Genomic DNA, 11,684 nt, shown 5'->3' with positions numbered 1-11,684 from the left:
GGACGGTGAGGCTGTCCGGGTCGGGCGTGCCGATCTCCTGCTCCCGCAGCGACTCCCGGTAGTGCTCGACGGGCGTCTCGCCGACGCACGACACGAACGTCCGGTGCGAGCCGGGCATGATCATCAGGCAGCCGTTGTGGGCGAAGTTCTCGGTCAGCGAGATCGAGCAGCTCACCGCACGTGGCACCGGCATGCCGTCCTCGGCGTGCCAGGTCTCGAAGTCGGAGTGCCAGTAGAACCCGGTGCCGCGGAAGCCCGGCATGTAGTTCACCCGGCTCTGGTGGATGTAGACCTCGGAGCCCAGGATCTGCCTCGCCCGGTCGAGAACGCGCGGATCGCGGACGAGTTCGCTGATCAGCTCGCTGATCTTGTGCACCTCGAAGATCGAGCGGACCTCGCCGCTCTTCTTCTCGGTGATGGTGCGTTCGTCGGCCTTGAGCTCCGGGTCGCTCGACAGCCGGACGAGCTCCCGCCAGTAGGCCTGCACCTCCGCCGGGGACAGCAGCCCCTCGACGATGTGGTAGCCCGCCGCGTCGTGCGACGCGAGGGTGGCCGCGTCGATCGGGCCGTCCGTCTCGGTGCCCCAGACGGTCGGGTCGACACGGTCGATCGGATGTGCTTCGCCGGTGACTCGGGTCGGATAGACGTCCTCGACGCCGGTGTCCATGACGGTCAAAGCGATTCGCCTCCTCAAACGCCTTGTTTCGGCTCCCGGACCGCCGCGGCGTTATTTCGCCGCGGCGTCGTCCTCGGTGATCAGTGGGTAGACGCCGTGCTCGTCGTGCACCTCGCGGCCGGTGACCGGCGGGTTGAACACACACACCGTACGCATGTCCGTCTTCGGGCGCACCTGATGCTTGTCGTGCTTGTCGAGCAGGTACAAGGAACCGGGGCGGAGCGGAAAGGTCTCCCCGGTTTCCTTGTTGGTGATCTCGCCTTCACCCTCATAGACGAACACGGCTTCGACATGGTTGGCGTACCAGAAGTCGCTGACGGTCCCCGCATACAGCGTGGTCTCGTGCACCGAGAACCCGGCCTTCTCCTTGGCCAGCACGATGCGCTTGCTCCGCCAGTTCGGCGTCTTCACATCGGCGTCGGTGTCGGTGATTTCGTCGAGGGTGCGAACGATCACGGCTCTCCCTTACTTTCGTTTACTTGCCCAGAACGGCTTTTACGGACTCGTCGATGATTTCCAGGCCCTCGTCGAGCTCGGCGTCCGTGAGGGTCAACGGCGGCAGCAACTTCGCCACCTCGCCGCCCGGCCCGGAGGTCTCCAGCAGCAGACCACGCTCGAACGCCGCGGCACACACCCGGCCGGCCAGCTCGCCGGCGGCGAACTCGACACCGCGGGCCAGCCCCCGGCCCTTGGCCGCCAGTCCCGCGTCCGGATAGGACTCCACGATGCCCTTTAGCGCGTTCCCGACGCGTTCGCCCTTGGCACGGGTCGACTTCTCCAGCGCGTCGTCGCTCCAGTACGCACGCAGTGCCTCGGCCGCGGTGACGAACGCCGGGTTGATGCCCCGGAAGGTCCCGTTGTGCTCACCCGGCTCCCACACGTCCAGCTCCGGCTTGATGAGCGTGAGCGCGAGCGGAAGCCCATATCCGCCAATGGACTTGGACAGGCACACGATGTCCGGCACGATCCCGGCGTCCTCGAAGGAGAAGAACGGGCCGGTGCGCCCGCACCCCATCTGAACGTCGTCCACGATCAGCAGGATCCCGTGCCGCTTGCACAGTTCGGCCAGGCCTCGCAGCCATTCGACGCCCGCCGCGTTGATGCCGCCCTCGCCCTGCACGGTCTCGACGATCACCGCGGCCGGCTCGTTCAGCCCGCTGCCGGCGTCATCGAGCAGCCGCTCGAAGTACAGGAAGTCCGGGTACACGCCGTCGAAGTACTGGTCGTAGGGCATCGGCGTGGCGTGCACGAGCGGAATGCCCGCGCCACTGCGTTTCATCGAGTTCCCGGTGACCGACAGCGCGCCCAGAGTCATGCCGTGGAAGGCGTTGGTGAAGTTGATGACCGACTCCTTGCCGGTCACCTTGCGCGCGAGTTTCAACGCGGCCTCGACCGCGTTGGCCCCGCCCGGCCCCGGGAAGATCACCTTGTAGTCCAGCTCCCGCGGCCTGAGGATCTTCTCCGCCAAGGTCTCCAGCAGGTCCCGCTTGGCCACGGTGAACATGTCCAGGGCGTGGGTCACCCCGTCCCGCGCGAAGTAGTCCAGCAGCGCCTGTTTCAGCCGCGGGTTGTTGTGCCCGTAGTTGAGTGCGCCGGCGCCGGCGAAGAAGTCCAGATACGGTGTGCCGTCCTCGGCGTAGAGCCGGCTGCCCACGGCACGGTCGAACACGACCGGCCACCCCCGGCTGTAGCTACGTACTTCGGACTCGAGCTTTTCGAAGATGCTCACTGCTGCTTCCATCTCCCGACTAGATGGGCGTGATTTTCATTGCTATGCCAAGGAAAGCGGTCCGATACGGTACAGGTCCTCCTGCTCGTGCAGCACTTCGTCGTCCGGAAAGTCCGAGCGCGCGAACAGGGTGGAGCTGGCCAGTTCGGCGTGCCACCGCCGCGCGAACGACGTGAACAGGTTGATCGAAGCCTTGTTGTCCGGCGTGATGGTGGTCTCCAGGTACGCCACGCCACGCGGGACGAGGCGGGCGAACAGTTCGTCCAGCAGCGCTCCCGCCAGGCCACGACCGCGCTGCGACACGTCCACGGCGACCTGCCACACCAGCGCCGTGTCCGGCGCGGCCGGTCTGCGATAGGCGATCACGAACCCGACCGGTTGACCGTCTACTTTCGCCACCACCGTCGAGTCCGCGAAATCGCGGCACCACAACAGATACGCATAGGGCGAGTTGAGATCCAGCTTCTGCGAATCCCGTGCGATTCGCCATAGCGCGGCACCGTCTACCTTGGTCGGAGATTCGATCAAGTGCTTTCCCGACATGTCAAAACAAGCTAACAGAATCTATTAGACCGTTCAGGGCAACACTTTCGCCACAGGCGACCTACCTGCAACAACGAAGAAACACACGTGATAATGCCGACAAAAACGTTGCGATCACGGTGCCGGATGTGCTACCGGGCCCAGTGTCGCCCCGCGGCGCTTGTTTACTTAGCGCCGAGGCCATGTTGTTCGTTACAAGGTAGTGGCGATGTTCACCGCGCGCGAGTCGCATCCGGGTTACACGCGGCCCAGAACCGGGCGCCGAAGCCGGAGAGGCGGACCGTCCGCCGGCGAAGCTTCGTCCGTTTGGCCGCTGCTCGCGCCGCCCGGACCAGCGGGTCGGTCCTGAGGATCTCGTACTGCGGGCCAAGCTCGGCGCACTCTCCGTCGATGTCGACGAGACCGAGCCCGTCGAGCCTGCCCAGGTAGCTCGGGACCTCGTCCGGCAGCGTGACCCCGGCCGACTCGCCGACCGTCGACGCGTTGCGCAGCACGACCCGGTCCCCGGCGACGACGTCGACCACGGGGAACGCGGTACCGGTCGCCAGTACGGAGAGGATGCGTGCTTCGTCCGGAGTGAGCCGGGACAGGACCGTCGCGTGGAGATCCTCGCGGGCCCGCTCGGGATCGAATTCGGCGGAGGTGACCAGCAACTCCTTCATGGCCGCTCGCAGCGGGTCCACCTCGGTCACGTCCGTGACGAACGGGCGGGTCAGTGACGAGCCGACGAGGCGCGCGGCTCGCCGCACAAGACCTCCGGGGGCGCGGCCGCCCGGACCGCCCTGCCCGCTGGGAGTGCCACCCCCCGACCCCGCCTGGGGGCAGGCCCCCAGATCCCCTTCGTCTTCACCGGACACGAACCGGATTATTGCAGGGCCTTGCGCGCCTTCCGGTTCGCGTTGCGCAACTGGACCACACGAGCACCGCCGGCCAGAGCGACGATGAGCGCCCCGGCGACCGCGGAGCACAGCATCGCGACCGCCAGCGGCATCATCCACGTCACGCCGAGGAAGTACACCGAGGTGGTGCCCAGGTTCTGCACGATGAAGATGACAAGGAAGACGAGCACGGCGAGCGCGACGAGTACGGCCACCCAAGTGCCGCTCGCCCGGGTCCGCTTGTCCGGGCTGGCCCGAGTGCCCGCCTCTCCTTCAGGCCGGTTGGTCATTCCTTCATTGTGGCCCGGATCAAGCCGTTTCGCCGACCCTTCACACCGCGCGGGTGAGGCGTGCCGAGCCCCAGGCGAAGGTCACCATTCCGTGCGTCCCGCGGCCTGAAGGAGCGGTGCGGCGCAACTCGTGGGCGATTTCGCCCGCCCGCTCCGGCGGCAGGCACAGCTGCCGGCGAGTCACGTCCACGGCCTCCTCGAAGGGCTGGTGCCGCAACGGTTCCCGGCGCCAGCGCACGACCTCCGGGTCGATGCCCAACTGGCGGAGTGCGGCGAGCGCGTCGTCCGCGGTCGGGCCGGCAGGCCGGTCGATGCCGTGGAAATGCCGCCACAGAGCGTTGAGTGTGGTGAGCGGATGGGCCTCGGCGATCTCCACGACCACCTTGCGGTGGGCATGCCCGGTCAGCGCTCGCACGAAGGATGCCAGGTCCGGGGCGTTGTAGAGCACGTTCGCGCAGACCACCACATCCGCCCGGGGCGCACCGACATCCGGCCAGCGCCCCTCGACGAGCCGGTGCGGGACGGTGGCGCGCGCGGCGAACTCGGCCAGCAACTCGGCATCGATGTCGACCGCGGTCACGTGCGTGATGGCCGAGGCGCAGGGCAGGCTCGCCGCTCCGGCACCGGCGCCGACGTCGAGCACGGTCCCGGATCCGGCGAGCGCTTCGAGCACGGCCGCATGCGTCGGTGTCCGGGGCCCGGCCAGTTGCTTCTCGACCCTGCGGACGAAGACCTTTCGGTTGAGCACCCACGGCGACTCGGGTGTCCCGGCGAGGATGTGCTCGGGAATGGCCCAGGCCGCGAGCTGTTCCGACCACTGTTCGAGCGCGTCCGGCATGCGCTCATTGTGCGCATTTCCCGGGTATGGGAAAACTGCCGGCTTCCGAAGGTGTTGTCGCCGGCCCTCGGTCAGCGAGGGCTAGGAGTCTTTCGGCCCCGCCAACCAGGTCTTCGCCGCCCGCACCGCGTCCAGCGTGACCTGATGCCCACCCGGGTGCCGGTGCACGGTCACGTCCGCCGAGCGTTCCCGCAGCAGTTCGACGAACCGCTCGGTGGACTTCAGTGGCGCCATCGGGTCACGCTCCCCATTGGACAGGAAGACGCGGCTGCCGGAGAGCGAACCCGTGGCCCGCGCGGCGGGCACGGGCAGCATCGAGGCGAACAGCGCCGCCTCCCGCAGGACGTCCGGTCGCAGCAGGGTCACCGCTCCGGCGATGTTGGCACCGTTGGAGAAACCGACCGCGACGAGCCGTTGCCCGAACCCGTACCGCACACGGGTGTCGAGGACGAAGTCAGCGAGCTGGTTCGCCCTGGCCACGACGTCGTCGTAGTCGAAGACACCCTCGGCAAGGCGGCGGAACCACCGCGCGGCGCCGTACTCGGACACCGGCCCGGCCGGGGCGAGCAGCGCCGAGGACGGGCTCAGCTCCCGCCCCAGGCCGAGGAGGTCGTCCGGGCCGCCGCCGGTGCCGTGCAGGAGCAGCAGCACCGGCGCGTCCGGCGAGCCCGGCACGAACTTGTGGTCCGGGGCGTTCACGCGGTTTCCTCCGCGAGGCCACGCGCGGCTTGAGGCAGGAGCATTCACGCCAGTTCCGGGTTGTTCTCGCCGGGCAGGTTGAGCTTGGGCAGCACGTGCTCGATCTGCTCGCGGTTCGGCTCCAGCCATGGCGGGAGCTTGAGCGCGCGGCCCAGTTCCAGCAACGGCTCGTCGATCGCGAACCCGGGCTGGTCGGTGGCCACCTCGAGCAAGGTCCCGCCCGGCTCATGGAAGTAGATCGAACGGAAGTACTGGCGGTCCAAAATGGACGTGACCGACACGCCGCGGCCGACGAGTTCCTCGCGCCAGCCTGCCTGCGTGGCCTCGTCGGGCGCCCGCCAGGCGACGTGGTGCACGGTGCCCGACGCGACCACGCCGGGGAGCGCGTCCGGGGTGACCAGGACGTCGACCATCGCACCGGGCCCGCCTTCGCCGGCGCTGAACCGCAGGCGGTTGCCGTCCTGGCCGGTGAAGGTCAGGCCGAGGTCGCCGAACATCTCGGCGGTCGCGTCCTCCTTGACCACGGAAAGGGTCACCGAGTGCAGGCCACGGATCGCGTGTTCGGCCGGCACGTGCCCGTTGTCCCACGGGTCGCGCGGGTCGCCCTGGGGATGTGCCACCAGTGCGATCTGCAGGCCGTCCGGATCGTGGAAGGTCAGCACGTCCTCGCCGTCGCGGTTGGCGACGCGTCCGGTGGTCACGCCCGCCTCGGCGAGGTGGGCCTTCCACCAGCCGATGGAGTTCTCCGGGACGGAGAAGGAGGTCGTGGTGGCCTGGCCGGTGCCGCGGCGCCCGCCCGGGGCGTCCCGCCAGGGGAAGAAGGTCAGCAGCGACCCGGGTTTGCCGGACTCGTCGCCGTAGTAGAGGTGGTAGGTGCCGGGGTCGTCGAAGTTGACGGTCGTCTTCACCAGCCGCAGCCCGAGCGTGCGCAGGTAGAAGTCGGCGTTGCGCTGCGGGTCACCGCCGATCGCGGTGACGTGGTGCAGGCCGCCGGTCTTGATGCTCATCGGATCCTCCTCGCTGGATCGAAGCTAATCCAGACAACATCTCGCGCGCAAGATATATTCCCGGAAGATAACCCTGCTAGACTGCGCGTCGTGGTTGATGACGAGATCGTGACCTGGTGGGGACTGGTGATCGAGGGCTACCTCGCGACCCAGGACAAGCTCATGGGCGAGATCGCCGACCGCTTCGGTCTCACGCCGGCGACCTTCGACATCCTGCTGCGGCTGATCCGCACCCCCGGCCACCAGCTCCCGATGACCAGGCTCGCCACCGAGGCAACCCTCTCCAGCGGCGGTTTCACCAAGGTCGCCGACCGGATGGTGGCCGCGAACCTGATCTTCCGCGCACCCAGCCCCCACGACCGGCGGGTGACCTACGCGCAACTCACCGGGCACGGCCGTGAAGTCGCGGACAAGGCACGGCAGGCGTGCGCCGAAATCCTTCGCCGCCGCGTCCTCGAACCGCTTGGCCCCGAGGGCGCCGAGGCACTGGCCGAGGCGATGCGGACGCTACGCCGGGTCAACGGCTGACCTCGGTTGCCCTAGGCCATCCGGAGTAGCACGATGGTTTGGTCACGCCGCTGAAAGGCCGCGGCGCCCTGGCCGGAAGGAGGCCGAATGCTCACCGAATCGGCAGTCACCACCATGCTCCCCGTGCGGGACGCGATCCGCGCCAGTCAGTTCTATGCCGACACGCTGGGCCTCCGCAAGATCGCGACAGCCCAGGACGGCACCTGCTACTTCGAGGCCGGCCACGGTGACGCGATCGGGCTCCGGCCGCTGCCGAACCCCGTGCCGAGCCAGAACACGGCGATGAGCTTCGAGGTGTCCGACATCGAGGCCGAGGTGTCGGAACTCGAGCGGCGGGGCGCCGAGTTCCAGGACTTCGATTCCGGTGAGCTGCGAACGGTCAACCACATCGCCACCCTCGGCGACGAAAAGGCGGCCTGGTTCACCGACACCGAAGGCAACATCCTGTGCCTGCACCAGGTCACCGAGTAACCCTCAAATTCCGAGGCCGGGAAAGAGCTTCGCGGCGTTGGCGGACAGCACACCGGTGAGGACATCGGCGGGCAGGCCGAGATTTCCGAGTGCCCCGACGTTCCGGCGGGCACCGGGCACGCCGGGCCAGTCGGTGCCGAAAACGAACTTCCCCGCCAGCCGGGTGAAGTCGAACCGGGCGTAGTACTCGGGCAGTTTCTTCGGCGGCAAGCCGGCGAGGTCGAGCCAGACGTTGTCCCGCGCCAGCGCCAGGAAGGCCGCGACGTCGTACCACCAGCCACGCCCACCGTGCGCGAACACGAACCGCAGCCGGGGAAAGTCCTCGACCACGTCCGAAAGCAGTTCCGGATTGCCGAAGCTCGCGCGTGCACCGGGAAAGCTGCTCGTGCCCGAATGCACGATCACCGGCACGCCGCGGTCCGCGCACACCTGGTACGCGGGGTAAAGCTCCTTGTCCACCGGGGAGAACGCGCCGTGCACCGGGTGCAGTTTGAGCGCGACCGCGCCGAGGTCGAGCTGACGCTCCACCTCGGCGGCCAGCGGATGGTGCAGGTGGGGGTTGACGTTCGCGACCAGCCGGAAGCGTTCCGGGTTGTGCGCCACGATCGGCAGCAGGGCCTCGATCGGCTGGATTCCGGTCGCGCGTGGGCTGTACTCGCAGAACAGGAGCGCACGGTCGACGCCCTCGGCCGCCAGCAACGCGTCCAGCTTGGCCGGCACCGGATCCCCGTTGTCGTCGTAGACCGAACGCCAGTCGTGGCATCCGGAGAACTTTTCGGCCCACTCGAACCACGCCGGTTTCACCGTGCTCAGCCGCGGAGCGTGCACGTGCGCGTCGACGACCGTCCTGCCGCCTATCAAGTCAGAGCCCCCGGGCGCAGAGAATCGTGAACCAGTTCGCGGATGACGTTGCGGCGGATCTTGCCTGTCGCGGTCTTCGGCAGTTCGGTGACGCGCACCACCGCTCGCGGCCGCTTGAAGGAGGCCAGCCCTTCGCGGCAGAAATCGATCAGGGCCTGTTCGTCGACTTCCCGGCCGGGCGTCGCGACCACACAGGCGACGGGCTTCTCGATGCCGTCCTCGTCCGGCGCGGCGACCACGGCCACCTCGGCGACGTCGGGATGCTGCAGCAGACGTTGCTCCACTTCGGACGGCGATACCCAGATGCCGCCCGCCTTCAGCATGTCGTTGAACCGGCCGAGGCAGGTGTAGGTGCCGTCGGGGTTACGGACGTAGCTGTCGCCGGTGCGCAGCCACTCGCCCTGGAAAACGCGTTTCGTCGTCTCGTAGCGGCTCCAGTAGCCGCACGCGGTGGACGGTCCCCGCACGTAGAGCTCGCCCGGCTGGCCGGTTTCCACGATCGGCGATCCGGTGGCGTCACGGATCTCCACGTCGTAACCCGGCACGGGGAAGCCGGTGGTACCGGGTACCGCCTGGCCGGAGCGGTTCGACAGGAAGATGTGCAGCGCCTCGGTGGAGCCGATACCGTCCAGGATCTCCACACCGAACCGGGCCCGGAACCGTTCGAACAGCACCGCGGGCAGCGGCTCGCCTGCCGAAACCGCTTGGCGCACCGAGGAAAACGTGTCGTCCGGGAGGTCGCTGGCGAGCAGGGCCGCGTAGAACGTCGGCACCCCGAAGAACAGGGTGGGGCGACCCGTGCGGATCCGTTCGGCGACCGTTTGCGGATTCGGCCTACCGGGTTCCAGTATCGCGCTCGCCCCCACCGACAACGGGAAGAACGCCGAATTTCCGATCCCATAGGCGAAGAACAGTTTCGCGACCGAGAAGCACCGGTCGCCCGAGCCGATCCCGAGCACCTGGCGGCCGTAGGTTTCGCAGACCGCGCGAATGCTCGCGTGCCGGTGCATCGCGCCCTTCGGCTCACCCGTGGTCCCTGAGGTGTAGAGCCAGAGTGCCGGAGAATCCTCCCAGGTGACATACCCCTCATGAGCGTCCGATGTGGACAGCTCGGCCCACTCGCGGGTCCGCACGCGGCCGGCGAAACAGCTCGGATCCGCACGGTCGAGTACGACGTCGGTGACCTCCGGCGCCAGCCCGATCGCCGCCTTGGCCGCCGTGGTGAACTCGTTCGACACGCACAGCACCCTGGCGCGCGAGTCGGCCAGCACCTTGCCCAGCTCGGGACCGGTCACCATGGTGGACACCGGCACCGGAACCGCGCCGAGGTACATCGCGCCGAGAATCGCGGTCAGCATCTCGACCCCGTCCACCATGCAGAGCATGACCCGTTCCTCCGGGCGCACACCGATCCCGGCGAGCCCGCCCGCCACCCGGTGTGCCGCGTCGGCGAGTTCGGCGTAGTTCAGCGTCCGCCCGGACGTGACGACCGCGGTACGGCCGCCGTCGCCGTCCCGTACGTGCCGGTCGAGCAGGTAATCCGCCGCGTTGAACCCACCCATGCCCGCCTCCGATTTTCTCCCGGATTCACGCGTCCCCGCGGTCGCGTGGACACGGCGCTGGTCACCGACACTGGTCCCGTTTGTTCTGCTTGGCGTCCTGCCCCCACGACGGCGGCCAAGAAGGCGCGCCCAGTGCCCGCCCGAGTACCGTAGGTGCTGTTCATCGCGGGTCACCTCACGTCCTACAGGTACACGTACTCGTACTCGAACGGCTTGCCGTTGATGCCCTGCCGGGGCGGGGCGACCCAGCTCGCGATCTTCCCCCGCTCGTGGACCGGCCGCATCAGGGAGCGGACGAACGAGAGATCCTCACTGGTCGGCAACCAGCGCTTCTTCCCGGCCTGCCAGGTCTGCTCGTCCACGATCGTTCCATCCGGGGTGATGTGGTGGCCGGAGTTTATGCCCACCTGCCGGTTGAAACCAGGATGCGGCAGCCGGAGGCGGAAGTCGATCTCGGCGTCTTCGAGGATCTTGTTCCACCGCTTCACGCCCGACTGACAGTCGGCGATGTACTCGGTTCGCAGGTCGAGGTTGAGCAGCAGGATCTTCTGCAGCTCGTCGTGCTCCCAGGTGCCGTCCTCGCGGGGCCGTTCCAGGTCCGCGCTGTCGTCGGTCAGTTTGTGGTCGTCCTTGCGGCGGGTCTCCATCCAGCGACCCTTGAGCCCGGCGGTGTAGTAGTTCGCCGCGTTGGTGGAGGTTTCGCCGCCGAACAGGTCGAGCGAGACGGTGTAGTGGAAGTTGAGGTAACGCTGGATGATCTCCAGCGGGATCCCGCCGTGCGGGCCGATGTCCATCGTGTCGTGCCCGCGGATCAACTCGGCGCTGCGCTGCACCACCCGGTCCACGCCGGTGGTGCCCACGAACATGTGGTGCGCCTCCTCCTTCAACATGAACTCGCAGGTGCGCGACAGCGGGTCGAAGGCGGATTCCTTGAGCGTGCCGAGCTGGTACTTGCCGTCCCGGTCGGTGAAGTAGGTGAACATGTAGAAGGCCAGCCAGTCGGCGGTCTCCTCGTTGAAGGCGCCCAGGATCCGCGGTTTGTCCGGGCTCCCGGAGTTGCGGTAGAGCAGCCCTTCGGCCTCCTCGCGGCCTTCGCGGCCGAAGTAGGCGTGCAGCAGGTAGACCATGGCCCAGAGGTGCCTGCCCTCTTCCACGTTGACCTGGAAGAGGTTGCGCAGGTCGTAGAGGCTGGGGGCGGTCAGCCCGAGCAGCTTCTGCTGCTCGACCGACGCCGGTTCGGTGTCGCCCTGGATCACGATCAGCCGCTGCAGGTCGGCCCGGTACTCGCCGGGAACCTGCTGCCACGCCGGCTCGCCCTGGTGCTCACCGAAGGCGATCGTGCGGCCGGGGTCGCGCTCGGCGAGGAAGATCCCCCACCGGTAGTCCGGCAGGTCGACGTGGTCGAAATGCGCCCAGCCCTCCCGGCCGACGCTGACCGCGGTACGCAGGTAGACCCCGTGCGTTTCCAGCGTGGGCCCCATCTCGGCCCACCAGTTCATGAACTTCGGCTGCCAGCCCTCCAGCGCCCGCTGGAGCCTGCGGTCGGCGGACAGGTCGACGTTGTTGGGGATCTTGACGTCGTAGTCGATCTTCTCCGGCATC

At 68.0% G+C, this 11,684-nt stretch carries 14 protein-coding genes; 2 read left to right on the top strand and 12 right to left on the bottom strand.

Annotated elements, in window-relative coordinates; all coding sequences use genetic code 11:
* The 9 genes from VJT49_RS17995 to VJT49_RS17955 form a co-directional block, all read right to left on the bottom strand.
* Positions 1-667, bottom strand: a 667-nt coding sequence (locus VJT49_RS17995; RefSeq protein WP_414636010.1) for a phytanoyl-CoA dioxygenase family protein, incomplete at its 3' end; no start/stop codon positions are given.
* Between the two features lie 60 nt (positions 668-727).
* Positions 728-1,132, bottom strand: a complete 405-nt coding sequence (locus VJT49_RS17990) for an ectoine synthase (RefSeq protein ID WP_324165992.1) — start codon at positions 1,130-1,132, stop codon at positions 728-730.
* A gap of 19 nt (positions 1,133-1,151) precedes the next feature.
* Complete coding sequence (gene ectB, locus VJT49_RS17985) at positions 1,152-2,405, bottom strand: diaminobutyrate--2-oxoglutarate transaminase (protein ID WP_324165991.1); 1,254 nt, start codon at positions 2,403-2,405, stop codon at positions 1,152-1,154.
* A gap of 42 nt (positions 2,406-2,447) precedes the next feature.
* On the bottom strand, positions 2,448-2,948 hold the full coding sequence (gene ectA, locus VJT49_RS17980) for a diaminobutyrate acetyltransferase (RefSeq protein WP_324165990.1): 501 nt from the start codon (positions 2,946-2,948) through the stop codon (positions 2,448-2,450).
* A 212-nt stretch (positions 2,949-3,160) separates the two neighbouring features.
* Entirely contained in the window at positions 3,161-3,805 is a 645-nt protein-coding gene (locus VJT49_RS17975; RefSeq protein ID WP_324165989.1) for an Abi-alpha family protein, read from the bottom strand.
* An 8-nt stretch (positions 3,806-3,813) separates the two neighbouring features.
* Positions 3,814-4,116 (bottom strand): LapA family protein, encoded by a 303-nt coding sequence (locus VJT49_RS17970; RefSeq protein WP_324165988.1) that lies wholly within the window; start codon positions 4,114-4,116, stop codon positions 3,814-3,816.
* A gap of 40 nt (positions 4,117-4,156) precedes the next feature.
* Entirely contained in the window at positions 4,157-4,954 is a 798-nt protein-coding gene (locus VJT49_RS17965) for a class I SAM-dependent methyltransferase (RefSeq protein WP_324165987.1), read from the bottom strand.
* 81 nt (positions 4,955-5,035) lie between these two features.
* Positions 5,036-5,653 carry an alpha/beta hydrolase gene (locus VJT49_RS17960; protein WP_324165986.1) on the bottom strand — a complete coding sequence of 206 codons (618 nt, stop codon included), beginning with the start codon at positions 5,651-5,653 and terminating at the stop codon, positions 5,036-5,038.
* A 44-nt stretch (positions 5,654-5,697) separates the two neighbouring features.
* Positions 5,698-6,660, bottom strand: coding sequence for a ring-cleaving dioxygenase (locus VJT49_RS17955; RefSeq protein ID WP_324165985.1), 963 nt, complete (start codon positions 6,658-6,660; stop codon positions 5,698-5,700).
* Between the two features lie 90 nt (positions 6,661-6,750).
* Here VJT49_RS17955 and VJT49_RS17950 point away from each other — a divergent pair, with 90 nt between their 5' ends.
* On the top strand, positions 6,751-7,188 hold the full coding sequence (locus tag VJT49_RS17950; RefSeq protein WP_324165984.1) for a MarR family winged helix-turn-helix transcriptional regulator: 438 nt from the start codon (positions 6,751-6,753) through the stop codon (positions 7,186-7,188).
* 87 nt (positions 7,189-7,275) lie between these two features.
* Positions 7,276-7,659: a VOC family protein gene (locus tag VJT49_RS17945; protein ID WP_324165983.1), complete on the top strand. Its 384-nt coding sequence runs from the start codon at positions 7,276-7,278 to the stop codon at positions 7,657-7,659.
* A 3-nt stretch (positions 7,660-7,662) separates the two neighbouring features.
* Here VJT49_RS17945 and VJT49_RS17940 read toward each other — a convergent pair whose 3' ends face one another.
* From VJT49_RS17940 to boxB, 3 genes are all read right to left on the bottom strand, one after another.
* Positions 7,663-8,520 (bottom strand): amidohydrolase family protein, encoded by an 858-nt coding sequence (locus tag VJT49_RS17940; RefSeq protein ID WP_324165982.1) that lies wholly within the window; start codon positions 8,518-8,520, stop codon positions 7,663-7,665.
* Positions 8,517-10,082 carry a benzoate-CoA ligase family protein gene (locus VJT49_RS17935; RefSeq protein ID WP_324165981.1) on the bottom strand — a complete coding sequence of 522 codons (1,566 nt, stop codon included), beginning with the start codon at positions 10,080-10,082 and terminating at the stop codon, positions 8,517-8,519. The genes VJT49_RS17940 and VJT49_RS17935 overlap by 4 nt, the downstream gene beginning before the upstream one ends.
* Before the next feature lie 182 nt (positions 10,083-10,264).
* Entirely contained in the window at positions 10,265-11,683 is a 1,419-nt protein-coding gene (boxB, locus tag VJT49_RS17930) for a benzoyl-CoA 2,3-epoxidase subunit BoxB (RefSeq protein WP_324165980.1), read from the bottom strand.
* Position 11,684: the final 1 nt, after the last annotated feature.

The organism is Amycolatopsis sp., assembly GCF_035276945.1.
Lineage (GTDB): Bacteria > Actinomycetota > Actinomycetes > Mycobacteriales > Pseudonocardiaceae > Amycolatopsis_E.
This window is presented reverse-complemented; position numbering and strand designations above follow the sequence as displayed.